Origin of the sequence: Enhydrobacter aerosaccus, assembly GCF_900167455.1 — a bacterium.
GTDB classification, from domain to species: domain Bacteria; phylum Pseudomonadota; class Alphaproteobacteria; order Reyranellales; family Reyranellaceae; genus Reyranella; species Reyranella aerosaccus.
In genome coordinates this window covers 1,147,132-1,171,074 of sequence record NZ_FUWJ01000001.1, presented here as the reverse complement: position 1 = coordinate 1,171,074, position 23,943 = coordinate 1,147,132, and the positions used below count along the sequence as shown (strand labels likewise).

General features: G+C 63.4%; 24 protein-coding genes. 8 read left to right on the top strand and 16 right to left on the bottom strand.

Translation table 11 applies throughout. The annotated features are described in order from the left end of the window. Window positions 1–40: 40 nt before the first annotated feature. Window positions 41–1,207, top strand: a complete 1,167-nt coding sequence (argE, locus tag B5D62_RS05495; protein ID WP_085932780.1) for an acetylornithine deacetylase — start codon at window positions 41–43, stop codon at window positions 1,205–1,207. A 78-nt stretch (window positions 1,208–1,285) separates the two neighbouring features. Here the strand turns inward: argE and B5D62_RS05490 are convergent, their stop codons facing one another. The 4 genes from B5D62_RS05490 to B5D62_RS05475 all read right to left on the bottom strand — a co-directional run bounded on the left by B5D62_RS05490 (window position 1,286) and on the right by B5D62_RS05475 (window position 3,813). After that, window positions 1,286–1,804: a Dps family protein gene (locus B5D62_RS05490; RefSeq protein WP_085932779.1), complete on the bottom strand. Its 519-nt coding sequence runs from the start codon at window positions 1,802–1,804 to the stop codon at window positions 1,286–1,288. Between the two features lie 100 nt (window positions 1,805–1,904). After that, window positions 1,905–2,534, bottom strand: coding sequence for a glutathione binding-like protein (locus tag B5D62_RS05485; protein ID WP_269435081.1), 630 nt, complete (start codon window positions 2,532–2,534; stop codon window positions 1,905–1,907). A gap of 34 nt (window positions 2,535–2,568) precedes the next feature. Next, a complete protein-coding gene (locus B5D62_RS05480; RefSeq protein ID WP_085932777.1) occupies window positions 2,569–3,216 on the bottom strand; it encodes a DUF2076 domain-containing protein in 648 nt (215 codons plus the stop codon). A gap of 114 nt (window positions 3,217–3,330) precedes the next feature. Beyond that, window positions 3,331–3,813 (bottom strand): hypothetical protein, encoded by a 483-nt coding sequence (locus B5D62_RS05475; RefSeq protein ID WP_085932776.1) that lies wholly within the window; start codon window positions 3,811–3,813, stop codon window positions 3,331–3,333. 79 nt (window positions 3,814–3,892) lie between these two features. Between B5D62_RS05475 and B5D62_RS05470 the strand changes: the two genes are divergently transcribed. After that, a complete protein-coding gene (locus B5D62_RS05470) occupies window positions 3,893–4,855 on the top strand; it encodes a helix-turn-helix transcriptional regulator (RefSeq protein WP_085932775.1) in 963 nt (320 codons plus the stop codon). Window positions 4,856–4,860: 5 nt separating this feature from the next. On the opposite strand, the gene B5D62_RS05465 is transcribed toward B5D62_RS05470, so the two are convergent. Then, complete coding sequence (locus B5D62_RS05465) at window positions 4,861–5,577, bottom strand: glutathione S-transferase N-terminal domain-containing protein (protein WP_085932774.1); 717 nt, start codon at window positions 5,575–5,577, stop codon at window positions 4,861–4,863. Between the two features lie 180 nt (window positions 5,578–5,757). Here B5D62_RS05465 and B5D62_RS05460 point away from each other — a divergent pair, with 180 nt between their 5' ends. Beyond that, complete coding sequence (locus B5D62_RS05460; protein WP_085932773.1) at window positions 5,758–6,615, top strand: polysaccharide deacetylase family protein; 858 nt, start codon at window positions 5,758–5,760, stop codon at window positions 6,613–6,615. Between the two features lie 40 nt (window positions 6,616–6,655). Next, entirely contained in the window at window positions 6,656–7,117 is a 462-nt protein-coding gene (locus B5D62_RS05455; RefSeq protein ID WP_170920795.1) for a PH domain-containing protein, read from the top strand. Here B5D62_RS05455 and B5D62_RS05450 read toward each other — a convergent pair whose 3' ends face one another. The 7 genes from B5D62_RS05450 to B5D62_RS05420 form a co-directional block, all read right to left on the bottom strand. Then, the gene (locus tag B5D62_RS05450) at window positions 7,118–7,864 is read right to left on the bottom strand and encodes an ABC transporter ATP-binding protein (protein WP_218190949.1); all 747 of its coding nucleotides are present in this window, start codon (window positions 7,862–7,864) and stop codon (window positions 7,118–7,120) included. Further along, window positions 7,845–9,611, bottom strand: coding sequence for a branched-chain amino acid ABC transporter ATP-binding protein/permease (locus B5D62_RS05445; RefSeq protein WP_085932770.1), 1,767 nt, complete (start codon window positions 9,609–9,611; stop codon window positions 7,845–7,847). Before B5D62_RS05445 ends, B5D62_RS05450 begins: the two co-directional genes overlap by 20 nt. 35 nt (window positions 9,612–9,646) lie before the next feature. Then, the gene (locus B5D62_RS05440) at window positions 9,647–10,504 is read right to left on the bottom strand and encodes a branched-chain amino acid ABC transporter permease (protein ID WP_085932769.1); all 858 of its coding nucleotides are present in this window, start codon (window positions 10,502–10,504) and stop codon (window positions 9,647–9,649) included. A gap of 3 nt (window positions 10,505–10,507) precedes the next feature. Then, window positions 10,508–11,704, bottom strand: a complete 1,197-nt coding sequence (locus B5D62_RS05435; RefSeq protein WP_085932768.1) for an ABC transporter substrate-binding protein — start codon at window positions 11,702–11,704, stop codon at window positions 10,508–10,510. A gap of 165 nt (window positions 11,705–11,869) precedes the next feature. Then, window positions 11,870–14,233 (bottom strand): endopeptidase La, encoded by a 2,364-nt coding sequence (lon, locus tag B5D62_RS05430; protein ID WP_085932767.1) that lies wholly within the window; start codon window positions 14,231–14,233, stop codon window positions 11,870–11,872. Then, window positions 14,230–14,655, bottom strand: a complete 426-nt coding sequence (locus tag B5D62_RS05425; protein WP_085932766.1) for an Hsp20/alpha crystallin family protein — start codon at window positions 14,653–14,655, stop codon at window positions 14,230–14,232. Before B5D62_RS05425 ends, lon begins: the two co-directional genes overlap by 4 nt. A gap of 82 nt (window positions 14,656–14,737) precedes the next feature. Then, window positions 14,738–16,030 carry a serine hydrolase domain-containing protein gene (locus B5D62_RS05420; protein WP_085932765.1) on the bottom strand — a complete coding sequence of 431 codons (1,293 nt, stop codon included), beginning with the start codon at window positions 16,028–16,030 and terminating at the stop codon, window positions 14,738–14,740. A gap of 188 nt (window positions 16,031–16,218) precedes the next feature. On the opposite strand from B5D62_RS05420, the gene B5D62_RS05415 reads away from it, so the two are divergent. Continuing rightward, window positions 16,219–16,614: an SRPBCC family protein gene (locus B5D62_RS05415; RefSeq protein WP_085932764.1), complete on the top strand. Its 396-nt coding sequence runs from the start codon at window positions 16,219–16,221 to the stop codon at window positions 16,612–16,614. A 1-nt stretch (window position 16,615) separates the two neighbouring features. Here the strand turns inward: B5D62_RS05415 and B5D62_RS05410 are convergent, their stop codons facing one another. After that, the gene (locus B5D62_RS05410) at window positions 16,616–17,242 is read right to left on the bottom strand and encodes a glutathione S-transferase family protein (RefSeq protein WP_085932763.1); all 627 of its coding nucleotides are present in this window, start codon (window positions 17,240–17,242) and stop codon (window positions 16,616–16,618) included. A 78-nt stretch (window positions 17,243–17,320) separates the two neighbouring features. On the opposite strand from B5D62_RS05410, the gene B5D62_RS05405 reads away from it, so the two are divergent. Then, entirely contained in the window at window positions 17,321–18,070 is a 750-nt protein-coding gene (locus tag B5D62_RS05405) for a VOC family protein (protein WP_085932762.1), read from the top strand. On the opposite strand, the gene B5D62_RS05400 is transcribed toward B5D62_RS05405, so the two are convergent. Both B5D62_RS05400 and B5D62_RS05395 read right to left on the bottom strand, forming a co-directional pair. Then, window positions 18,054–18,635, bottom strand: a complete 582-nt coding sequence (locus tag B5D62_RS05400) for a GDSL-type esterase/lipase family protein (protein ID WP_085932761.1) — start codon at window positions 18,633–18,635, stop codon at window positions 18,054–18,056. The genes B5D62_RS05405 and B5D62_RS05400 overlap by 17 nt on opposite strands. Then, window positions 18,635–19,402, bottom strand: coding sequence for an N-acyl homoserine lactonase family protein (locus tag B5D62_RS05395; RefSeq protein ID WP_085932760.1), 768 nt, complete (start codon window positions 19,400–19,402; stop codon window positions 18,635–18,637). Before B5D62_RS05395 ends, B5D62_RS05400 begins: the two co-directional genes overlap by 1 nt. An 82-nt stretch (window positions 19,403–19,484) precedes the next feature. On the opposite strand from B5D62_RS05395, the gene B5D62_RS05390 reads away from it, so the two are divergent. Both B5D62_RS05390 and B5D62_RS05385 read left to right on the top strand, forming a co-directional pair. Further along, window positions 19,485–20,540 (top strand): glucose 1-dehydrogenase, encoded by a 1,056-nt coding sequence (locus tag B5D62_RS05390; RefSeq protein WP_218190948.1) that lies wholly within the window; start codon window positions 19,485–19,487, stop codon window positions 20,538–20,540. After that, window positions 20,537–22,423 (top strand): glycoside hydrolase family 15 protein, encoded by a 1,887-nt coding sequence (locus tag B5D62_RS05385; protein ID WP_085932758.1) that lies wholly within the window; start codon window positions 20,537–20,539, stop codon window positions 22,421–22,423. Before B5D62_RS05390 ends, B5D62_RS05385 begins: the two co-directional genes overlap by 4 nt. Here B5D62_RS05385 and gatB read toward each other — a convergent pair. Beyond that, window positions 22,389–23,837, bottom strand: a complete 1,449-nt coding sequence (gene gatB / locus B5D62_RS05380) for an Asp-tRNA(Asn)/Glu-tRNA(Gln) amidotransferase subunit GatB (protein ID WP_085932757.1) — start codon at window positions 23,835–23,837, stop codon at window positions 22,389–22,391. The genes B5D62_RS05385 and gatB overlap by 35 nt on opposite strands. Window positions 23,838–23,943: the final 106 nt, after the last annotated feature.

The following is a 23,943-nucleotide window of genomic DNA, read 5'->3' as shown; positions in this document are numbered from 1 at the left end:
GTGCTTGGCCCCTGGCCGTGAAGTGTGCGAGGGTTCCCCAATGTCCCAGTCCGGCCCCAGTTCCATCGAGATGTTGAAGCGCCTCATCGCCTTCGACACCACCTCCCGCAATTCGAATCTCGACCTGATCCAATATATCCAAGGGTATCTGTCGGATTTCGGCGTGGAGAGCACCCTGGTGCCCAACGAGGCTGGCACCAAGGCCAATCTCTTTGCCAGCATCGGTCCCGACAAGGAGGGCGGCATCGTCCTATCGGGCCACACGGACGTGGTCCCCGTCGACGGCCAGCCCTGGACGACCGATCCCTGGGAACTGACAGAGAAGGCCGATGGCAATCTCTACGGTCGCGGAACCAGCGACATGAAGGGTTTCATCGCTGTCGCCTTGTCTCACGTGCCGCTGCTCCAGAAGGCCAAGCTCAAGGTGCCGATCCACCTCGCCTTCAGCTACGACGAAGAGATCGGATGCCTCGGCGCTCCGGCGCTGGTCGAGAAGCTGGTGGGCAACGTTCCCCGCCCGCAGGCGGTCATCGTCGGAGAACCCACGATGATGGGGGTGGTCAATGCGCAGAACGCGGGCGGCGGCATCATTGCCACCTTTACCGGCGTCGAGGCGCATTCGTCGATGACCCATCTTGGCGTCAGTGCCATCCACTTCGCCGGCGACTTCATCCACTGGCTGAACGAGCTGCAGGAAGAACTGGCCCAACGGAAGCGCACGGATATCGATACCGTTCCGGGTCATACGACGATCAATGTCGGCGTCGTCAGCGGCGGCACAGCGGGCAACATCCTGGCTCGCGAATGCGTCCTCAACTGGGGGTACCGCACCCTTCCCGGCGACGATGCCTGGGAAGTGCAGCGCCGGGCGGAGAAGTATGTGGCAGAGCTGTTATTGCCAAAGATGCGGGCCAAGCATCCCGAAGCCAATATCACGCTCAAGCGGCGCTCGTTCGTCCCCGGCCTCAACCCTCAGGAGAACGAAGAGGCCGCCAAGCTCGCCTTGCAATGGACCGGCGGCAACCGGACCTATGCAGTGCCCTACGGCACCGAGGCCGGTATTTTCCGCAGCCATGGCATTCCGACCGTGATCTGCGGGCCCGGCGACATCTCGCAGGCCCATCAACCGAACGAATTCGTGGCGCGTTCCCAGATCGATGCCTGCGATGCCTTCGTCAGCAAGATGATTCGCTGGGCAGAGAAGTAATCCGTCTGCCGGTCCCAAGACCGAAAACGAAAACGGCCGCCCCAGCGGGCGGCCGTTCACATTCATGCCGGAGATTCCTCAGCCGCCGCTGCGACGACCCGTCTCGAACAGGAACCATGTCCGCTGTTCGCTCTGGTCGATCCAATTCTCGATAAGGCTCGCCGTCGCGACATCGTTATGCTCGTCGCAGAGATCGTGGAGAGTCCGCATGTTCTCGGTCAGCTGCTTGTTGTCCTCGCGCAGTTCAGCGAGCATGTCCTCCGGTGTGACGTACTCCGCATCGTTGTCGAGGACGCGCTGCAGGTTCTTGATCTGGCCGATCGAATGAATCGTCGTCCCGCCGAGCTTGCGGACGCGTTCGGCGATCGCATCGGTCATGGCAAAGATCTCGGTCGCCTGATCGTCGAGGAGCAGGTGATAGTCACGGAAGTGCGGACCGGAAACGTGCCAATGGAAATTCTTGGTCTTGAGATAGAGCGCGAAAACGTCCGCCAACAGAATGTTCAGCGCTCCGGAAAGATCCTTCGTCGCGTTGCTGCCCAGATCGGTCGGTGTCGCCAGGGCGGCGGCCTGACGGTCTTTGACGGTCTTGCTCATGAGTCCACACTCCTCCGGTAACGAACGCCGCCAGTTCTAGACAGATTCCAAAAACGATACCACCCTCTCGCATTGCGCCTGCCAAGCAGTCGCGCGACCATCAATTCAGGTAGGGTACCGCCATGCCCTTGGTCACCGCGGGCCGGGCGTTGATCACGTCGTACCAGCGCTTCACATTGGGAAAATCCGCGAGGTTGACCGTGTGCCACTCGTGACGGGCCACCCACGGAAAGATGGCGATGTCGGCGATGGTGTATTCGTCGCCGGCCGCGAAGCTGTGTGACGCCAGCTGCTTATCGAGCACGCCGTAGAGACGCTTGGCCTCGTCTACGTAGCGCTTGATGCCGTATTCGATCTTGGTGGGAGCAGCACGCAGGAAGTGATGGGCCTGGCCGAACATCGGGCCGACTCCTCCCATTTGCCACATCAGCCACTGCAGCGAGTCGTATTTCTTCGCGGGATCCTTGGGCAGGAACTTCCCAGTCTTTTCCGCCAGGTAGATCAGGATGGCACCCGACTCGAACAGGCTGTAGGGCTTCCCGCCCGGCCCATCGGAATCGACGATGGCAGGGATCCGGTTATTGGGGCTGATCTTCAGGAAGTCGGGCTTGAATTGATCTCCCTTGGAGATGTCGACCTTGTGCACCGTGTAGGGCAGTCCACACTCTTCGAGCATGATTGAGACTTTCCGACCGTTGGGCGTGCCCCATGTATGCAAGTCGATCATCACTCTCCCCTTCCCTGCTAGCCGTTCATTAATTGGTTCAGACGTTGTCCGAATCATCGAAACCGGAGTCAAATGCGGAGTCGTCGTCGGACGCCGTATTGTAATCGTCGGCGGCCCCGTCATCCTGTGCCAGATCCGCAGAGTTGACCTGGTCCGAAGGCATCAAGGGCGTCGCGGCCGGTTCGTCGATGAACACCTGCTGGGTGCCGAACGGGCTAACCGTGTGACCGAACATGTTCCGGATCCCCTCGAACAGCAAGGCGCCGCCCGCCACACCCGCCGCCGTCGTCAACGCCGAACGCAGGAATCCGCCGCCTGGTCCTTGCGGTGCAACCGCAGCCTGCAATGGCGAACGAGATGGAGGAACCGCACCCGCGGTCGGTGATGCAGCCGGCGCCGCTGCCGGCGCGGCGCCCCATGGGCCGATCTTTGGCGCACTATCGAGAAAACCGGTGGGGGCGGCAGCGGCCGCGGCCCTGGCCTCGAGTTCCGAGATGCGTTGCTGGGCCGCCTTCAAGGCCTGCTCCTGAACAAGCACGGTCTGCGTCAGAAGATACGGCGCCCCCGGCTGAGCGCCGACCAGACTTGCGATCAGCCGCTCCGCTTCGGGGTCGCGGGGCTGCGATTCATAGGCCTTCAACCGATTGAACAATCCCTCGATAAGGTCGCGTTCCTGACTTTGCATGACGATGCCTCCAACTCCCCGCAAGCACCGTGAACGTGGTTGCCGGGGCTTCGACCGTCAAGGCCCATCGAGTTCCGTTCAGGTTCCGCGCCACATGGCGGTGCCGTGTCTCTGTTACAACCTGGTGAAGTCGATGATCCAGTTGATCTCCCAATTGTTGCCTTCATCGAGTGAGAAGGCTTGCTCCCACCGGGCGGAGTTGGGGGTGATGCGCGACCACACGAAGCGTGTGCGCATGGCGCGCCCCTGCCATTCGTCGTCACCGTAGAATGTGCCGATGCCCTTCGCGAATCGCCCGCTCAGCGGCGTAAAGACACGGCCGAATTGCCGGCTGTCATAGGGGTGGATGCTCCAACAGTCCTTGTTCCAGTCGTACAGGCGAAGGTTCATCACGCGACGCCGGTCGCCGGGAAAGGCGATGTCGCTCTCGTCTATATTGCCGAACCCGTCGAGCACCTTGCGGACCGCGCAGGCCCCGTCGAATTCGATCCAGTCGTGGCAATCGCTCAGGCGACGCACGCGATAGCGATGCCGGCACTTCCAGATGCCCATGAAGAAATCGAAGTCCTTACTGGGCTTGGGGTTGGTCTGAAGCATGTCCCCTCCTTCCGTTCCAGGACTTCTAGCGCCCTATTCCTGTCACCTCCTGTCAGGAAATATCTGATAAAGAATCCGGATGCGTGCAAGCCGGCTCCTCTCCATCCTGCTGCTGCTCCAGACGCGCGGGCGGATGACCGCCGAAACGCTGGCGGAGATGTTCGAGGTGTCGGTGCGCACCATCTACCGTGACATCGAGGAGTTGAGCGCGGCCAATGTTCCTGTCTTCGCCGATCGCGGACCGGGGGGCGGTTTCGAGTTGCTGGACGGCTTTCGCACCAAATTGACCGGCCTGACCGAAAGCGAGGCGGAGACCTTGTTCGTCGCCGGCCTGCCGGGTCCGGCCTCCCAGATGGGGTTGGCTGACCAGCTCCTGTCCGCGCAGCTCAAGCTGACGGCTGCCTTGCCGGAACGGAACCGCGCCTCGGCACACAAGATCGCGCAGCGTTTTCATCTCGACCCGGTCGACTGGTTCAGAAGTCCCAGGACGGCGCGCCTGCTGCCACAGATCGCAAAGGCCGTTTGGAGCGACTCGGTCATTGAAATCGATTACCGGCGTGGGGATCGCACTGGAACGCGTCGCCTGAAACCGCTCGGCCTCGTCCTCAAAGCCGGCGTCTGGTACCTCGTGGCCAGTGCATCGGATCGGATCAGGACCTATCGGATCTCGAATATCGTCGAGATGACGACGCTCGCAGAGCGCTTCGCACGGCCGAAGGAGTTCGACCTGGCACGGTTCTGGACCGAGTCTTCTCGAGCCTATGAAATCGGCCTCTATCGCGATACGGCTCGCCTTCGCGTATCGGCGCGTGGCCTGGCGCGCCTCGAGCAATTCGGCCGCCTGGTCGCCGACAAGGCCCGAGAAACGGCGCAGCCGGAAGACGCGAATGGATGGCGCGAAGTCGAAATTCCGATCGAGTCACTCGAGCAGGCCGAGATCGATCTCCTGCGCATCGGACCCGAGTTGGAGATCCTGAAACCGAAGGAGCTGCGCCGTCGCTTCGCCACCGCCGCCCGGGCGATGGCGAAGCTCAACCGCTGATACGCTCAACGCACCACGGAAGCGGTCTGACCGAACAACACCTTGCGCTGTTCCTCAGTGTTGACGCCGGGCGTCTGACGCAGCTCGGCGCCGACCGCCTTGCCCTTCACCACGGCTGGCCGAGTGCCCATCGTCTCCTCGAGATAGCGCTTGAGATGCGGGAAGTCGTCCAGGTTCTGCCCGAAGTTCTTGTATCCCACCAACCACGGCCATATGGCGAAGTCGGCAATCGAAATCTCGCCCGCCACGAACTTCCGATCGGCGAGCCGCTTGTTCACGACACCGAACAGGCGATTCACTTCGTTGGTGTAGCGATCCTGGCCGTACTTCAACGCTTCCGGCGGATTGAATTGCGGCGCGTACATCCGGAAGTGGTTGGCTTGTCCGGCCATCGGGCCGAGCCCGCCCATCTGCCAGTTGACCCACTGCAGCACCTCGTACTTGCCGCGCAGATCCTTGGGCAGGAACTTGCCGGTCTTCTCGGCCAGATACTGCAGGATCGCGCCCGACTCGAAGACCGACACGGGCTCTCCGCCGCCCGGCGGATCGTGATCGACGATCGCTGGCATCCGGTTGTTGGGACTGATCTTGAGAAACTCGGGCTTGAACTGCTCGCCCGTGCCGATGTTCACCGGCACGATCTTATAGGGCAGTCCACATTCCTCGAGCATGATAGAGATCTTCCAGCCGTTCGGCGTCGGCCAGTAGTACAGGTCGATCATAGGTTGTCTCCTGAGGAGGATGAGTTCGCTGACGACACTAGACGATCCGACCGTGACGGCGAAACAGCGAACCTTTTATGTCGCTATTCGAAAAAGTGACTTGGGCACCCGCGATAAGGCAATCTCCCTGCCCGCATGATTGTCGATAATCGCGCGGCAGGTTAGAAGGCGGAGGAATCGATGCCCTTACCGACAAGCCTTCCCTTGGGCTGGCCCTCCGATCGGCCCCTCGCAATTTCGGTCAGCGTGATGCTCGAAGGCTGGACCGACGACTCCGCGCCCGGAATCGGTCCGATGGGCAATCCGTTGAAGGCCGGGGTGCTCGATCTCCAGGCCCGCTCGTGGGCGGATTATGGCCCGAAGGTCGGGGCCTGGCGGCTGCTCGATATCCTGAACCGCCTCGGCATCCGGGCCGTGTTCTATGTCAGCGGCATCGTCGCAGAACGCCATGCCGATCTGATACGTGCGATCGTCGAGGCGCGGCACGTCGTGGCGGCGCACGGCTGGGCCCAGAACATCATTCCAGCCTACCAGAACGCATCGGAAGAAGAGGCCGACCTCGCTCGCTGTCTGACTGTCCTCGACACTGCGACAGGTTACCGGCCGCACGGCTGGCTTAGCCCGCGGTGCACACCCAGCTCGCGAACCTCCGAACTCCTGGCCGGGGCCGGCTTTGAATGGCACGCGGACTTCTTCGACTCGGACTTGCCTTATCGCCACAAGATGTCGGCTGGTTCCATCACGGCCGTTCCCTTCACCATGGAAGTCAACGACATGCCGCTCTATGTCCGCTATGGCAGCGAGCCGCAGGCTTTCACGGCGACGCTTGAGCGCATCGTTACCAACTGGCCGCGCCTGGGTCGGCCGGCCGCATGCCTCGACGTCACCGTCCATGCGCATGTCTTCGGTCGGCCATTCGGCGCCATCGAATTCATGAATGCCCTCGAACTCGTGCGACGCCATTCGGACCTGGCCTGGCTCACGGACCATGCCGCCCTGGCGGACCTGTTCGGCAAAACCGATCCAGACGCGCACTGACAATGACAAACCAGCAGGTAGAAAACAGCAGGAGCGAACTGTGGCTTATGTGAACTCGATCCTTCAGCCGGGCGAAAGCATTCGGGCCATCGGCAAGCTGCATTGGATCGTCTTTACCCGCGCCTTCGCGCTGCTCGTCGTCGGACTCGTGGTCCTGATCTACGCCGGAGGCCTGCCTCAGCAAGCGTCGCGCCTCGTGCAACTGGTCGGTTGGGGAATTATTGCCCTGGCAGCGCTGGCCTTCCTGCAGGCCTGGTTCGTGCGCTGGATCACCGAGTTCGCAATCACGACGCATCGCCTCATCTACAAGCGCGGTTTCCTCAGCCGCTACACGGTCGAGATGAACATGGACAAGGTCGAAACCGTCAATGTCGACCAGTCGCTGCTGGGCCGCCTGCTGGATTACGGATCCATCCGCGTGCTGGGCACCGGACAAGGCATCGAGAAGCTCGAGGGAATGGCTTCGCCGATCGAACTGCGCAACGCCATCAACGGACGCTGATCACGCCTCGAGAGGCGCGTGGGCGTCCTGTCCGAAATAGGCGCGCTCGAGACGTTCCGGCAGCTTCGGCTCGTCCGCCCTCGCCTCCAGCACGATAGTGCCCCGAGCCAGGGCGTACACACGGTCGACGGTCGCCAGGGCCTTTTCGATCAGCTGCTCGACCAGGAGAATGGCCGTACCGTCCTGACGAAGCCGTCGGGTGGCGGCAAGGACGCGATCGACCAGGACAGGCGACAGCCCGGCAGAAGGTTCGTCGAGCATCAGCAGCCTTGGCCGCCGCACGAGGCCTTGGGCGACGGCCAGCATCTGTTGCTGTCCGCCGGACAGGGAACCCGCCCGATCATGCCGCTTCTCCGCAATCTCCGGGAAGAAGGCGAGCGCCTCGTCGACCTGCCGCCGCCGCTCGGTCTTCGCCATGCCATATCCGGCCAGCAGCAGATTGTCGAAAACCGACAACTGCGTGAATACGCGATGTCCTTCGACGACATGGGCGAGACCGGCAGCGACCGCTTCTCGCGGTCCGGCGCCGGCCATGTCCCGGCCGGCGAAACGCACCTCGCCGCCACGACCGATCAGGCCCGAGATCGCTTTCAGCAGGGTCGTCTTTCCAGCCCCGTTCGGACCAAGCAACGCCACAGCCTCGCCGGTCGCAATCGAGAGAGCGACATTGTGGAGAACGCCGATCTTGCCGTAGCCGGCCGACAATCCTTTCACCTCGAGAAGGATATCAGGCGCCGAGGTAGGCACTGACGACCTCCCGATGCGATCGGATTTCTGCCGGCGTACCCGCCGCCAGAACCTTGCCGAGATTGAGCACCGTTACCCGATCACAGATGTCGAAGATCAGATCGGCGTGATGCTCCACGAGCAGGACGGCGGTTCCGGCTCGGCTGATGGCCTTGATGAGGGTGCCCAGGCGGCGGATCTCCTCCGCGGAAAGACCGGCTGCCGGCTCGTCCAGCAACAGACAGGCCGGTCTCAGCATCAGGGCGCGCCCGATCTCCAGAAAGCGCAGTTCGCTATGCTGCAGCCGGTCCGCGCGGACATCCGCCAACGCCTCGAGGCCGACCGCCGTCAGCGCTCGCATCGCCCTCTCGTGCAGATCAGCCTCGTCGCGGCGGTGACGCGGCAAGGTCAGCAGGGATTCGGCAAAACTTGCGCGACCGTCGATCATGCCGCCGGTCTTGACGTTATCCAGCGCCGACTCCGCACCGATCACCCGCGGGGTCTGGAATGTGCGGGCGATGCGAAACGAGGCACGGCGCTGTGGCGCGCCTGGCGGCAGGGCCATCTTCCCGAGCCTCACCTCGCCGGATTGCGGAGCGTAGTAGCCAGAGATGACGTTGAGGGTCGTGGTCTTGCCGCTGCCGTTTGGCCCGATCAGCCCGTGCACCTCGCCGGGCCTGATTTCGAGATCGAGGCCGGCGATGGCCCGCACGCCGCCGAAGCTCAAGGTGATGTTGGACAGGGATAGTCCTTCGTTTTCCCGTTCTTCCCCCAAGAGGCGGGGCAGGATTTCGGGCCGCGGCACGATCTCGCGATGACGCTCCAACGGCCGGCGATTTTTCACGTCCAGCAAGTCGGCGATTCCACCCGGCATGGCGAGCACGATCGCGAGCAGCAGCGCTGCGTACAGGAAGGTCGACCAAGCCACGAGCGGCGCCGCGAACTCCGGCAGAACCGTGAGGATGATGGTGCCAAGAAGCGGCCCCACGATCGATCCGCGCCCACCGATGAGGATGGCGATGAAGAACAGGATCGACAGATCGAAGGTGAAGGCATCCGGGGTGATGTAGGATTGCAGGGAAGCAAACAGGCCGCCGGCGACGCCCGCCAGGGCGCCACTGAACAGGAAGACCGTAGTCAGCAGAGAGCGTTTGGATACGCCGGATGCTTCGCCGGCGACCTCGGCATCGCGTATGGCGACAAGCCCGCGACCAAAGCGGCTGACGGCGATGTTTGCCGTCATCCAGGTACTCACGACCGCCAACGCGAAGCAGAAATAGTAGAATCCCCAGCCGCTGTCGAAAGGCGCCGGGAAAACCGGCCCCGGCACACCGATGCCGCCGCCGGTTACGCCCTTCCAGGCCAGTGCGACCTGCGTGACGATGGTGGCGAAGCCGAGCGTCGTCATGGCGAAATAGAACGTCCGCAACCGCAAGGCCGGCAATCCGACCACGACGCCGAACATCGCTCCGGCCGCTCCGGATATCGCCAAGGCCAGAAAGGGATGCACGACAGGCAAGACCGTGCCGGCCGTCAGCACCGCGGTCGTGTAGGCGCCGAGAGTCAACAGCGCCACCCAGCCGATGGCGATCTGGCCGGCGAACCCCACCACCAGGTTGAGTCCCGCGACCAGTATCCAATAGATGCAGGCGCGTGTCGCGATCAGGCCGATATAGGAATCATCCATGAGCGGCAAGGCGGCGCCCGCCAGCGCAAGCAGAATGAAGGTCCGTTTGCCCTCGAGCCACGCGAGCGGCCTGGCCTTCATCGCGCGAACCCTTACGGATTGTGCGGTGGTATCGGTCATACGCGGCGCGCACTGACTGCGCCGGCCAGCCCCTCGGGGCGGGCCAGCAGGATGATGATGAAGACGACAAAGACCGCGACCGCGGCGAAGACACCTCCCACCAGGAAGTTGGCCGCCTGCTGGAACAGGCCGAGGGCGAAGCCACCGACGACGGCACCGCGATTGCTTCCCATCCCACCCAAGGCTACCGGCACGAAGCCGTAAAAGTTCAAGATCGACTGGTTGCCGAAGAACGCCAGAAGTACCTCGCCGCCGGTAAAGCCCGCCAAGGTCCCGATCACCCCGGCTAACGCAAAGCTCGCGATCCGCAAACGCTGCTCCGGGAGCCCAAGTGCCCGCGCCGCATAATTGTCCTCTGAAATGGCCAGAAAGGCCCGGCCCACCAGGGTATGGCGATAGAGAATTTCAAGTCCGACGATGGTCGCGACGCACGCCACGACGGGCAGCCAGAATTTCTGATCGACCAGGCTATCCTCGATCTGGAACAGGCGCGGAAATGGCTGGGCGTCAGTCCCCCACTCGATCGCCGTGAACTGCTGGACCAGCAAGGCGAAGGCCAACGTGGAGAGCACGTAGAGATGCTGCTCGAGATTCTTTAGTACAGGACGCACCGCCACGAATTCGGTGATGACGCCAATGATCGCACCGCACGCCACTGTCGCGATGAGGCCAAGTGCGACGGGTAAGCCAAGACGAGTAATGAAGAGCGCGCCCAGCACCCCGCCCAACATTCCGAGCATTCCGGCCGTAAAGCTGAATACACGGGAGGCGGAAAACATCACGTTGTAGGTGATGCCGATCAGTGCGTAGACCGCCCCTACCGCCAATCCGTAGGAGACGATCGATTCGAGCATCGTTCAGCTACCGTAGCCGGGAGCCAGGTTGAAGGCGCCGTCCCGGAACGAGTTCACCTCGCACATCACGACCTCGTCGTCCGGGAAGCCATTGTGCTGTTCGGGTGTCCAGGTGATGTCGCCGTAGATTCCCGGCCATGCCTTGAGCTTGTTCCAATAGCCGACGATGTCCTTGGGGCCGCTACCCGCCGCCTTGACCGTCTCGGCGATCATGTGCGGGGCGTCGTAGCCGCAGGCGATCCACCACAGCAGCGTATCGCCCATCTCGACCTTGGTCTTCTGCAGATGCTCGACGAAGGCTGCGGCGCGCGGCGGGAGCTTGCCGTTGCTACCGTAGCAGCAGTTACGGAAATTGTTGGAGTAGACCTTGTTCCAGTATTCGGGCTTCTCGAGCAGGGCCTTGGTCTGCCCCGATCCCAGCGTGGTCTGGCCGACGATCGGCACGTCCCAGCCCATCTGCCCCCGCGTGTTGCAGATGCGGGCGAGGAAGCCGGCATTGACGCTCCACGGCATGATGGCCTCGGCGCCACCATCGCGCATGCGCAGAAGCTCCGGCTTCAAGTCCGGATTGGCGGCGTCGACATTGCCTTGATAGACGACGGTGGCCCCCTTTTCCTTCAGCATTGGCACATAAGCCTCGACGGACGCCGTGCCGTAGCCCGTCGTATCGCTGACGACAGCCACCTTCTTATGCTTCAGCACATCGACGACGTAGTGGTTGGCCGCGACACCGATCTGCTGATTGGAAGGCGCGTTGCGAAAGGCATAGGGATATTTCTTCACGTCGATCAGCGTATCGACCCAGCAAGGATGCACCTGCGGCATCGACTCGCGCGCAATCAGAGGCGTTGCCGCCAGCGCTTCGCCGGAGTTCAGCGGTCCCCAGATGACATGGACCTTCTGTCGATGGATGAGCTCGGCGACTCCGTTCACGGCTTTGGTCGGGTCGCTCTGTGTATCGCGGACGATCAGTTCCAGCTTGCGTCCGTCGACGCCGCCAGCGGCATTGATTTCGTCGACCGCCAGGATGGTTCCTCGGTTCATTGCGACGCCGGTGGAGGAACTCGCTCCGGTCAATGCGGGGAGGAAGCCGATCCGGATCGGTTCCGATGCGGCGATGGCTGGGCTGGCAAGACCTGTCGCCAGCGATACCGCGCCAGCAGCGGATCCGGACAAGACTTGGCGACGCTTGATCGACATGCCGTTTCCTCCCGAAGGAATATTTTAGTTTTGGTTAGCGGAACTACTCCTTTTACGCTCGCGCGGGCAGCATAGCCCCTTCCAATAGGCGGTCAAATCGCGGCAAGTGACAACGGCGCAGACAATCGCTGCGCCACCGTCAGTGCCGTTGTTGGTGAAAGCCGATCAGTCCTGAAGGGCTTGCGCGACCGCATCGTCGACGCGCTCGAGCCACACGAACTCGAGCGACTTGCGCACTTCCTCCGGAATGTCGTCGTAATCGCGCCGATTACGGGCAGGCAACAGGACGCGTTTGATCCCGGCCCCGGCTGCCGCCACGACCTTTTCCTTGATACCGCCAACCGGCAGTACGAGGCCACGCAGGCTGATTTCGCCGGTCATCGCCGTGTCGCTGCGTACCGTTCGACCGGTCATTAACGACGTCAGCGCAACGAACATCGCCACGCCGGCGCTCGGCCCATCCTTGGGCGTAGCGCCTGCCGGCACGTGGACATGGATATCGCTCTTGTCGAGCAGCGCCGGATCGATCTTGAGCGTGGCTGCCATGCTCTTCACCAGGCTGAGCGCCGCCTGGACGCTCTCGCGCATGACTTCGCCCAGCTGCCCCGTCAGCAACAGCTTGCCATTACCGGGTGTGCGCGTTGCCTCGATGAACAGGATATCGCCGCCGACCGGCGTCCAGGCCAGGCCTGTCGCTACACCGGGCACCGTCGACCGCATCGCGACTTCGTTCTCGAACCGAGGCGCACCGAGAATCTTCTCGATCTGAGCCGCATCGACATGCTTAGGCCCGACCGCTCCCTCGGCTACCTCGACCGCGATATGGCGCAGGACGCGACCAATCTCGCGCTCGAGATTGCGCACGCCGGCCTCACGTGTGTAGTTCTCGATGACGCGCCGCAGCGCCTCGTCGTCGATCTCCACCTGCTCCGGCTTGAGGCCGTTGGCCTCGAGCTGGCGTCGCACCAGATAGCGCTTGGCGATCTGCAGCTTCTCGCCGGCGGTGTAGCTGGAAAGGGCGATGATCTCCATGCGGTCACGCAGCGGACCGGGGATCGTCTCCAGCATGTTGGCGGTCGTGATGAAGACCACACGGCTGAGATCGAACGGCACGTCTAGGTAATTGTCGCGGAACGTGGAGTTCTGTTCCGGATCCAGCACCTCGAGCATGGCCGCGGCGGGGTCGCCGTGGACACCGCTGCCCATCTTGTCGATCTCGTCGAGCATCATGACGCAATCCCGCGCGCCGGCCTTGCGAATGCCCTGGATGATGTTGCCAGGCATAGCGCCGACATAGGTGCGGCGATGACCACGGATCTCGGCTTCGTCGTGCACGCCGCCAAGGCTCACGCGCACGAACTTGCGTCCCATCGCACGGGCGATCGACTGACCCAGCGAGGTCTTGCCGACGCCCGGAGGACCGACGAAGCACAGGATCGGCGCCTTGCCCTCTGGCGCTAGCTTGCGCACGGCAAGATATTCGATGATGCGCTGCTTGATCTTCTCGAGGCCGAAATGATCGGCATCGAGAATGCGCCGCGCCTCGGCAATGTCGATATCCTTCTGCTCGGGCGATGCCCAGGGCAGCTCGACCAGGATGTCGAGATAGGTGCGGATCATGCCGTATTCGCTCGCCGCCTCGGGCGTACGCTGCAGCCGGCGCAATTCCTTGCGCGCCGCCGTTTCGACCTCAGCCGGCATCTTCGCGGCGTCGATCGCCTTCTCGAGGTCCGCAAGCTCCTGCTTGTTGGTGCCCTCCTCGCCCAATTCACGCTGGATGGCTGCCATCTGCTCGCGCAGCAGCGCCTCGCGCTGGCGAGTATCCAATGAGGCCTTCGTCTGCTTGCCGATCTCCGCCGACAGACGCAGCACCTCGAGACGATGGGCCAGGAGTTTCGACACCTTGTCGAGCCGGACGACGAGGTCGATGGCTTCGAGCACCTCCTGCTTTTCGGGCGGCGTCGAATCCAGATAGGTCGCCGCCAGATCGGCCAGCAACCCGGGCGACGTGGTCGCTTCCACCGTCTGGCGCAGTTCGGGCGGTGCCTGAGGCAGGAGCTCGAACACCTGCCGCACCTGGTCGCGCAACACCATGAAGCGTGCTTCGATCTCGGCACCGGTCGGTGCCGGCTCGGCGATATGCAGTCCCCGCGCCAGCAGGAAAGGATAGCCATCGACGAAGGAGTCGATGCGGAAGCGCTGGACGCCTTGGCAGACCAGGTGATGGCCCCCTTCCGGCGTCGTCACATAGCGAAGGATGTTGGCGATGGTGCCAAGCCGATACAGCTCGTCAGGACCGGGTTGGTTGTTCTCCGGATCGCGCTGCAGCACGAGCACGATCTGGCGCTGCTCGCGCACCGCCTGCTGGACGGCCGCCACGGACGCCGCGCGACCGACGGTGATCGGCAAGACCACCTCGGGGAACAGCACCGTGTTGCGCACCGGCACGACGATGAACGCGTCCGACGGCAGAGGCTTTGCGGCGGCCCCGCCGGGACTGGATTCGCTATTCACATCGGGAGGAGTCATGGCGTGCCACCCCGTCCGGCCTTGCGCAGTTCAATCGCCAGGCAGCCATTGGCAACTGCCGTACGCGGCTGTTCGTACCGCCCTGTGGGCAAGGCAATCTGCCGCTCGAATCGTCCTTGCGGCAGCTCAAGTCGATGGATCCGCGCAGTGCGCAGCTGAGGCGGCAGGATCCGCTCACCGGCAATGGCCAATACGCCATTTCGGATGATGAGTTGCACTTTTTGCGGATCGACGCCGGGCAAGGCGACGAGGATCAGGACGGCGTCGTCCGTCTCCAGCATGTCCGTCGGCGGTTCCCAGGCGGGACCGCTCTGCCGCGACACGATGGGAGGGTTGAACATCTCACGATGCAATTGCTCGGCGCGCGCCAGCATCTGCAGCGCTTCCGACCACATCCAGTTTCGGGGATCTCCGGTGCTCATCTCGCCCTATATGGGAACAATTCCCGACTCCACCACCTCCCCGCCTTGATTTCGATCAAAGGACCGAACGGTGCGGTCCCGGTCAGTTGCTCGTCAGCGCCTGATAGACGAGATCGCGAACCATCGCCTGGTATTGCTGCCCGACGCTCGGCGCCTGCATCATGAATACGACATACATCCGCTCACGCGGGTCGTGCCAGAAGTAGGTCCCCCATACGCCGCCCCAGTGATAGTCGTAAGGCGATCCCGGCAACGGATTGCGCCCCTGATCGACCCGAACGGCGAAGCCCAGGCCGAAGCCCTGCCCTACGCGCGCGCTCGGCTCGAGGGGCCCCAGCCGCCACATGTCATCGCCCATCTTGATATCGGGCGGCAGGTTGTCCGCCGTCATCCAATCGATGGTCTTGCGCGAGATGACACGCACCCCGTCGAGCTCGCCGCCATTGGCGAACATTTGCAGGAAGCGGGCGTAGTCGGCCGCGGTCGAGACCAGGCCCGCCCCGCCCGACTTCCAGGTCGTCCGCGCCGTCACGTCCGGTATCGGCGGCGTCTCGCCCTTTGGACCTTCCTTTTGCGGGTGGGCCCCCCTGTCCTTCTTCTCCATCGGCACGTCGAAGCCCGTATCGCCCAGCTTCAGAGGCTTGGCGATCCGCTCCTCGATGAACTTGTCGAGCGGCAGGCCGGACACCACCTCGATCACGCGCCCCAGCACATCGGTGGACATCGAGTACTCCCAATGCGTGCCGGGCTGATAGAGCAACGCGAGCTTCGAGAGCTTGGCCACCATCTCGGCATTGGTCTGGTCGGCGCTCATGACCTTCATGTCCAGATAGGACTGCTTCACGACATTGCTGCCCAGAGCCCCATAGGTCAGGCCCGAGGTGTGGCGCATCAGGTCTAGGAGCGTCATCGGCCGCTCCTGCGGCTCGAGCCCCATTTCGACCGTGCCATCAGGATTTGTCTTTTTCACCGAGACCTTCGTGTCGGCGAAGGCGGGAATGTACTTCGCAACCGGATCGGCGAGGGACATCTTCCCTTCTTCCACCAGTGTCATCGCCGCCACCGAGGTGATGGGCTTGGTCATGGAAGCGATACGGAAGATCGTGTCTGTCTGCATCGGCGCCTTGGCCTCGCGGTCCCGGTAGCCGAAGGCCTGAAACATCGCGATCCGGCCATTGCGCGCGATCAGCACCACGGCACCCGGGATCTCACCAGTCTTCACCCCTTCATCGAGACGGTCGCTCAGCCGCTTCAGGCGGATCGACGAAAAGCCCACTTCCTCTGGCGACTGCGCCTTCGGGATGCCTTGTCCCAGAGCCGGCAGCGACAAACCGAGCGCCAATGCCGCCAAGCCGAACGCGCGAACGAACGCCATGCAACGTCTCCCCCACCTTTGACCGCATCAAAGCATCGATGATCGTCCGTCGTCAAAAAGCGCCGGCTCGTCAGGCAGAAGCCTCCACAGAGACTCACGCAGCGTCCGCGGGAACGATGATGTCCGAAAATCGCCAGCCGGAAACAACCGCTACCGGTTAGACATCAGGCCCTGTCAAGGAGCTGAGGATGGCAACACTACGTCGAGAAATCGCCCTACAGGCCCCACTGTCGTCGACCTGGGCGGCACTGCGTGATTTTGGCGCCGTCCACACGCGTGTGGCGCCAGGGTTTCTCACGGACCTGAAGATGGACAACGGTGATCGGATCGTGACGTTCTTCAACGGCCTCGTGGCACGCGAGCGCGTCGTCACCATCGACGACGGGGAGCATCGGCTCGTTTACACGGTGATCGAAGGACGGGCTCAGCACTACAACGCCGCGGTGCAGGTGTTTCCAAACGGCGATGGATGCAGCCGGCTGGTTTGGACCGTCGACCTCCTGCCTGATGCCCTGGCGCCGGCGATCGGCGGCATGATGGATCATGCCGCCGCCTTCATGAAAAAGGCGCTCGAAGCCGGATAAGCTAGGCGGCGTCCTGCTTGGGCAGCACGTCCTCATACGGCTTGAAGCCGGGCAATTTCTCCAAACGCTCCATCCAGCCCTTGACGTTCGGATAGGGCGAAAGATCGATCGCCGCCTCAGTGGCGTACGCCACATCGCCATAGACGGCGACGTCGGCGATGGTCGGTTCGCTGCCAACCAAGAACTTCGATGTCGCGAGGGCGCCATCGAGCACCTTGAGCGCATCGTTGGCATTGGTCGTGTAAAGCGCATAAAGATTATCGTCGAGCTTCATGAAGCCGCGCTTCATCGCCCGAGGACGGTAGACATTCGGCGCCAGCCGATCGAACTCCCAGAACAGCCACTCGCGCACCCGGGCCTTCTCCTCCGGCGTCTTGCCGCCCATCTTGCCGAACTTCTCGGCGAGATAGAGCAGAATGGAGCCCGATTGGCAGAGTTTGAGGTCGCCATCGACCAACGCCGGCACCTGGCCAAAGCGGTTGATCGCGAGATACTCCGGCTGCTTGTGCGCCCCGGCTCGCAGGTCCACGTGCTTGTAGGCAAATGGCTGTCCCATCAGGGACATCGCCAGCCCGGCCTTGTAGGTCGGGCCACTGAGCCAAATGCCGTACAGCGTCATCTTCGACATGCATCCTCCCTGAGAAATAGCGCGCTATCCCTAGCACAAGGCTTGAGCGCCGGACCATCGACCCTGTATGACCGCCTCATGAAAGTCTCGGCACGCGATATCGACCACCTGATCCTGACGGCTCCCGACCCGGACGCGCTGGCCGCGCGCCTGCAACAGCTCGGATTCAACGCCACGCCGGAAGGGGTCGAGCCGCGGTGCTTGTGCTTTCAGCCGCAGCGCGACGACATCCCGAACTACATCGAGATCATCGAGGGGGACCCGGGCCCCGCCCTCGCCGTCAATGTCGCCGAGCTCGAGGGCGAGACGCGCGAGCACACCTGGGAGAGCGAGGACGGCTTCGAGGTCGAGGGCCGTGTGGTCATCGGCCAAACATCCGGCCCCCTGCCCTGGGTGGCCGTGAAGCACGAAACGCCGGAAGCCTTCATGGAGCCGGAATGGATCGTCCATCCCAACGGCGCACTGGCCCTTATCGCGATCCATGCCGTGGCGGAGGATCCAGCGGCTCTGGCCAAGATCCTCAAGTCCGCCTGGAAAGCCGAGACGGAGGAGATCTTCGACGGCTGCGTCGTCGTGAAGACGGGCGCTGTGGAGCTGCTGCTCTGGTCGTCGACGGCGTGGCAGCTGGAATACAAGGCCATCGAGCCGATGGTGCCGAAGGACTTGCCGGCCATCGTGGGCATCGCCGTCGCCATCGAGCGTGCCCGTCCGCTTCAGGCTCTGCTGGGCGCCAATAACGTGAGCTATGCGCTCGGTGAGGACGGCCGCGTGATCGTTGCGCCGGAGCAGGCCGGCGGCATCGCCATCGAGTTCATGCCCCAGAACTGATCCAGCGCTGCCAGGTCTCGCTGGCGAGGATGAGTTCGGCCATCCGTCCATAGCCCGCCGCGCCGGGATGGGCGCCGTCACCGGCCCGCGCTTCGTCGAGCCACACCGGCGTCGCCATCAGGCCGTCGAACACCGACACGAAGGGAACTTCCAGCCGGGCACATAATAGGCTCAAGGCCTGGTCGAGCGACCGAATGCGTGCCCGCACATCGGCATCGGGCAAAGGCACGACGCCGACCATGAAGACCGGCCACCGTGTCCGGGCCTCCACCAGCACGGCTTCGGCGTGTTCCAGAGTTAGACTGGGCGAGACCTGTTGCACCGCGTCGTTGGCGCCAAAGGAAAATACCACCCTGCCCTCGAATTCGACCGGCAGCCGCCCTTCGACCTCCGCCTTCCACCGCGCCCGGATCTGATCGGAGCGGTCGCGACGGATACCGAGATTGTAGCCGGTGAGCTCGGCCCGCCGCCTGCGCTCCTCCTGCAGCACGCGGCCGACCCAGCCGAGATAGGCCGGATCGCCGGTGCCGTTCACCATGCTGTCGCCGACGAAACAGATACGCATCAGAAAGCCGGCACCGGAGCCTGCGGCACGTCCTTCCAGAAGTCGGGATCGTGACCGAAGAACAGCTTGGCTCCCCCCTGTTCCAGGGCCGCCAACCGCGACAGGGAGTCCAACATGGCCGGACGGTCGAAGACGAAGCGCGGCAGCCGGCGCTCCTTGAGCGTGCGGCAGAAATAGCAGGCGTCGCCAGTCAGCACGACCTCGCCCCTCTCGGTGCGGACCTTCAAGGACTGGTGACCGGGCGTGTGACCGTAGGTCGGGATGCAGACCACGCTGCCGTCGCCAAAGAGATCATGCTCGCCGTCGACCTGCTTGATCGGGTGGCCATGATCGAAGTCGGCTTTATAGAAGCCGACCTTGGCAGCGAGATCGGCGTCGTTGGCGGCCAGCCATTCGCGCCTCTGCACCACCATCGTCGCATTGGGCACAAGCTCGTTACCGCCGGCGTGGTCGAAGTGGAGATGCGAATTCACGATGTAATCGACCTTTCCGGGATCGCGGTCGACGGCCTGGAGGCGCGATCCGATATCGTCGTCGGCTCCGTAATGCTGGAAGCCGAAGATCCTCGCCACGCGCTCGCCCAACCGTCCGGCGGCATTTGTCCGGCAGTCCGGGTGCATGCCGGTATCGAACAGAACGCGACCCTTCGCATGCTCGATCAGGTAGGACGGGATCGGCAACGCGACCTCGCCATCCTCGCCTTCGATCATGTCCTTCAAGCGTCCGACCAGACGCCCGCATGTCAGGGCATAGAGCTTCGCTGTCATCGCGACACGCTAGCACAGGCCGGCATAGGAACCGAAGCGATCACCTTACGTTTCTCCGTCTGGCACGAAGGGGATGCAGGTCGTGAAGGCCATTACAGTCCTGCCGGGCACGCCGGCCTCCGTACAGCTCGATGATCGCCCCGAACCGCGGGGGACCGACGATGCGCTGCTGGTCCAGGCAATTGCGCTCGGCGTGTGCGGCACGGATCGCGAGATCATCTCCGGCGCCTATGGCTGGGCCCCTCCGGGCAAGGAGCGGCTGGTCCTGGGGCATGAATCGCTCGGGCGGGTGATCGAGACGCCGCAGAATAGTGGCTTCGACAAAGGCGATATCGTCGTCGGCATCGTGCGTCGACCAGACCCCGTCCCCTGTCCGTCCTGCGCCGTGGGCGAATGGGACATGTGCCGCAATGGCCTCTACACCGAGCGTGGCATCAAGGCGGTGGATGGCTATGGCGCCGAGCGCTTCCCGTTGGAGCCGCAATACGCGATCAAGGTCGATGCTTCGCTGGGGTCGCTGGCCGTGTTGCTCGAACCGGCAAGCATACTCGCCAAGGCCTGGGACCATATCGACCGCATCGGCGCGCGTACCCGGAGCTGGTCGCCTCGGACCGTGCTCGTCACCGGGGCCGGTCCCGTCGGTCTCCTCGGCGCCGTGATGGCCCAGCAGCGCGGCCTCGAGATCCATGTGATGGATCTGGCCGATAGCGGTCCCAAGCCCGATCTGGTTCGCGATCTCGGCGGGCACTATCATGCCCGCATGCTGCCGGAGGACTTCCGGGCGGATATCGTCATCGAATGCACAGGCGCGCTGCCGGTGCTTGCCGATGTCATGCATCGCGTCGGAAGCGACGGCGTGGTCTGTCTCACTGGCGTTTCCGGCAGCGGCCATCGGCTTCCCTTCGACTTCGGCGCCTTCAACCGCCACATGGTGCTGAGCAACAATGTGACCTTCGGCTCCGTGAACGCCAATCGCGCCCATTACCAGGCCGCCGCCGAGGCGCTCGCCAAGGCCGATCGCGCCTGGCTGTCGCGCCTCATCACGCGTCGCGTCCCGCTGGATCGATGGCAGGAGGCCTTTCAGCGACAGCCCGGAGATATCAAGGTCGTGCTGCAGTTCGAGCCCGACGCGGCATGAGCGCACCGATCGAGAGCTACGGCATGGTCGGCGACTGCCAGACGGCGGCGCTGATCGGCAAGAACGGTTCTGTCGACTGGCTATGCTGGCCACGGTTCGACTCCGATGCCTGCTTCGCCGCATTGCTCGGCGGTCAGAGCAACGGCTTCTGGCTGATCTCGCCGCACGACGACGTAAAGGCGATCCGCCGCCGCTACCGCCCCGACACGCTGATCCTGGAGACCGAATTCGAGACCGAGAGCGGCAGGGTCACGCTGATCGACTTCATGCTGCCACGCGGCCCTTCTTCCGACCTGATCCGCATCGTCCGCGGCGACGAGGGGGAGGTGACGGTCTGCATGGAGCTCATGCTGCGCTTCGGCTATGGCACGACGACACCTTGGGTAACGCGGCTCGAAGGCGGCGCATTGCGGGCTGTGGCCGGGCCAGACATGGTCGTGCTCCGCACGCCGGCCCACGTTCGCGGCGAGAACTTCAAGACACTGGCTCAGTTCAGCGTGACCAGGGGTAAGTCCATGCCCTTCGTGCTGAGCTATGGACCGTCACACTTGCCGCTGCCGGCTCCGGTCGATCCGTACGAGTCCCTCAGCAAATGCGAGAAATTCTGGTGCGACTGGACCGCCAAGACCAAGACCGACGGCGTCCATGCCGAGGCGATCAAGCGCTCCCTGATCACCCTCAAGGGCCTCACTTTCTTGCCGAGCGGCGGCATCGTCGCGGCGCCGACGACTTCCCTGCCCGAGCAGTTCGGCAGCGAACGCAACTGGGACTATCGCCTGTGCTGGCTGCGCGACGCGACCCTTACCCTGCTGGCGATGATGAATGCCGGCATCTACGACGAAGCCGCGGCCTGGCGCGACTGGCTGCAGCGCGCCGTTGCCGGCTCTCCGGCCGAGATGCAGATCATGTACGGCCTGCGCGGCGAGCGCCGCCTGACCGAGTGGATCGCGGACTGGCTGCCGGGCTATGCCAATTCGCAGCCGGTCCGCATCGGCAACGCTGCTCATCAGCAGTTCCAGCTCGACGTCTACGGCGAGTTGATGGACGCCTTCGAACAGTCGCGCAAAGGTGGCTTGGCAGCGACCGAAGAAGGATGGGAGCTGCAGCGATCCCTGATCAGCCACGTCGCCAAGGTCTGGCGCCATCCCGACAACGGCATCTGGGAGACCCGCGGCCCGCAACGGCACTTCGTCCACTCCAAGGTCATGGCCTGGGTCGCGTTCGACCGCGCCATCAAGGGCGTCGAGACGCATGGCCTCAAGGGTCCAGTCGAGCAGTGGCGCGCGATCCGCGATGAGATCAAGGCCGAGGTCTGCGACAAGGGCTTCGATTCGAAGCGCAACACCTTCCGCGCCTCCTATGACGGCGACCTGCTCGATGCCAGCCTGTTGCTGATGGCGCAGACCGGCTTCCTGAAATCAGGAGATCCGCGCTTCATCGGCACCGTCGAAGCCATCGAGCGCGACCTGATGCGCGACGGCTTCGTCATGCGCTACAACACCCATGACGCCAATGATGGCTTACGGCCCGGCGAAGGCGCTTTCCTGGCCTGCAGCTTCTGGCTCGCCGATGCCTACATCTCTATCGGCCGCCATGCCGATGCCGAAGCCCTCTTCAACCGGCTGCTCGCCATCCGCAACGATCTTGGGCTGCTGGCGGAGGAATACGACCCCCACTACAAGCGCCTGCAGGGCAATTTCCCGCAGGCCTTCTCACACATTGCCCTGATCAACACGGCCTTCAATCTGACGCGCTTCCACAAGCCCTCCGAACAACGGGCCAGCAGTCACGACGTGCAGACAAGCCCGGAGAAGCCCGACCCGAAGAAGGTCGAAGCCCCGCCGGACTTCAACCATCAAGCATCTTCTTCAAGATCTCGTTGACGACCTTGGGGTTGGCCTTGCCGCCCGTTGTCTTCATCACCTGCCCGACGAACCAGCCGAACATGGTCGGCTTGGCCTTGTAGGCCGCGAGCTTGTCCGGATTGGCCTCGATCACGGCCTTGGCCGCCGCCTCGATGGCGCCGGTATCCGTGACCTGCTTCAGGCCGCGTTCCTCGACCAGCACCGCCGGATCCTTGCCCGTCTCCTCCATGGCGACGAACAGGTCCTTGGCGATACGGCCCGAGATCGTGCCGTCGGCCTGCAGATCCAGAAGTTTGCCAAGATGCTCGGCGCTGATCGGCGACTCGGCAATCGTGAGGCCGCGGCGGTTCAGCATGGCGAAGAAGTCGCCGGTGACGAGCTTCACGGCCTCCTTGCCGTCCCGCCCCTTGGCCACGGTCTCGAAGAACGCCGCGGTCTCCTTCTCCGCCACCAGCACGCCGGCGTCGTACGGCGTCAAGCCGTACTCCGTCATGAAACGCGCCTTCCTGGCGTCGGGCAGCTCGGGCAGGCTCGCCCTGATCCCGTCCACGAACTCCTGCTTCAGCACCAGCGGCAACAGATCCGGATCGGGGAAGTAGCGATAATCGTGCGCCTCTTCCTTGGAACGCATGGAGCGCGTCTCGCCGCGGCCGGAATCGAACAGCCGCGTCTCCTGCACGATCTTGCCGCCGCCCTCGATGATCTCGACCTGGCGCCGCGCCTCGTATTCGATCGCCTGCTTGACGAAGCGAATCGAGTTCACGTTCTTGATCTCGCAGCGCGTTCCCAGCGCGTCGCCCGGCTTGCGGACCGACACGTTGACGTCGCAGCGCATGGAACCTTCGTCCATGTTGCCGTCGCAGGTTCCGAGATAGCGCACGATCGAGCGCAGCTTCGCGAGATAGGCCGCCGCCTCGTCGGCCGACCGCATGTCCGGCTTGCTGACGATCTCCATCAACGCCACGCCGGCCCGATTAAGGTCGACATAGGTCTGGCTCGGATGCTGGTCGTGCAGGCTCTTGCCCGCATCCTGCTCGAGATGCAGCCGCTCGATCCCCACCGTGCGGGTCTTGCCGCCGTCGAGATCGATTTCGATCTCGCCCTCGCCGACGATCGGATCCTTGTACTGCGAGATCTGATAGCCCTGGGGCAGATCGGCGTAGAAGTAATTCTTGCGATCGAACACCGACCGCAGGTTGATCTTGGCGTTCAGCCCCAGCCCGGTGCGGACGGCCTGTTCGACGCAATATTCGTTGATGACCGGCAACATGCCGGGCATGGCCGCGTCGACCAGCGACACCTGGGTGTTGGGATCGGCTCCGAACGCGGTCGGGGCACCGGAGAAGAGCTTGGCGTTGGAAACGACCTGGGCATGGACTTCCAGCCCCAGCACGATTTCCCAGTCGCCGGTTTCGCCTTTGATGAGTGACATGGGCTGTTAATAGGGCCGCAGGTTCGGTTGGATCAAGGACCACTTCATTTTGTAGGTCGGCGCAGGGCTCCCGTTAAAGAAACGGAAATTTAACGGGACCAAATTC

Coding starts and splice junctions, on each gene's coding strand:
- argE (WP_085932780.1), top strand. CDS start 41: ATGTCCCAGTCCGGCCCCAGTTCCATCGAGATGTTGAAGCGCCTCATC.
- B5D62_RS05490 (WP_085932779.1), bottom strand. CDS start 1,804: ATGAGCAAGACCGTCAAAGACCGTCAGGCCGCCGCCCTGGCGACACCG.
- B5D62_RS05480 (WP_085932777.1), bottom strand. CDS start 3,216: ATGCAAAGTCAGGAACGCGACCTTATCGAGGGATTGTTCAATCGGTTG.
- B5D62_RS05475 (WP_085932776.1), bottom strand. CDS start 3,813: ATGCTTCAGACCAACCCCAAGCCCAGTAAGGACTTCGATTTCTTCATG.
- B5D62_RS05470 (WP_085932775.1), top strand. CDS start 3,893: ATGCGTGCAAGCCGGCTCCTCTCCATCCTGCTGCTGCTCCAGACGCGC.
- B5D62_RS05465 (WP_085932774.1), bottom strand. CDS start 5,577: ATGATCGACCTGTACTACTGGCCGACGCCGAACGGCTGGAAGATCTCT.
- B5D62_RS05460 (WP_085932773.1), top strand. CDS start 5,758: ATGCCCTTACCGACAAGCCTTCCCTTGGGCTGGCCCTCCGATCGGCCC.
- B5D62_RS05445 (WP_085932770.1), bottom strand. CDS start 9,611: ATGAAGGCCAGGCCGCTCGCGTGGCTCGAGGGCAAACGGACCTTCATT.
- B5D62_RS05440 (WP_085932769.1), bottom strand. CDS start 10,504: ATGCTCGAATCGATCGTCTCCTACGGATTGGCGGTAGGGGCGGTCTAC.
- B5D62_RS05435 (WP_085932768.1), bottom strand. CDS start 11,704: ATGTCGATCAAGCGTCGCCAAGTCTTGTCCGGATCCGCTGCTGGCGCG.
- lon (WP_085932767.1), bottom strand. CDS start 14,233: ATGACTCCTCCCGATGTGAATAGCGAATCCAGTCCCGGCGGGGCCGCC.
- B5D62_RS05425 (WP_085932766.1), bottom strand. CDS start 14,655: ATGAGCACCGGAGATCCCCGAAACTGGATGTGGTCGGAAGCGCTGCAG.
- B5D62_RS05420 (WP_085932765.1), bottom strand. CDS start 16,030: ATGGCGTTCGTTCGCGCGTTCGGCTTGGCGGCATTGGCGCTCGGTTTG.
- B5D62_RS05415 (WP_085932764.1), top strand. CDS start 16,219: ATGGCAACACTACGTCGAGAAATCGCCCTACAGGCCCCACTGTCGTCG.
- B5D62_RS05410 (WP_085932763.1), bottom strand. CDS start 17,242: ATGTCGAAGATGACGCTGTACGGCATTTGGCTCAGTGGCCCGACCTAC.
- B5D62_RS05405 (WP_085932762.1), top strand. CDS start 17,321: ATGAAAGTCTCGGCACGCGATATCGACCACCTGATCCTGACGGCTCCC.
- B5D62_RS05400 (WP_085932761.1), bottom strand. CDS start 18,635: ATGCGTATCTGTTTCGTCGGCGACAGCATGGTGAACGGCACCGGCGAT.
- B5D62_RS05395 (WP_085932760.1), bottom strand. CDS start 19,402: ATGACAGCGAAGCTCTATGCCCTGACATGCGGGCGTCTGGTCGGACGC.
- B5D62_RS05385 (WP_085932758.1), top strand. CDS start 20,537: ATGAGCGCACCGATCGAGAGCTACGGCATGGTCGGCGACTGCCAGACG.
- gatB (WP_085932757.1), bottom strand. CDS start 23,837: ATGTCACTCATCAAAGGCGAAACCGGCGACTGGGAAATCGTGCTGGGG.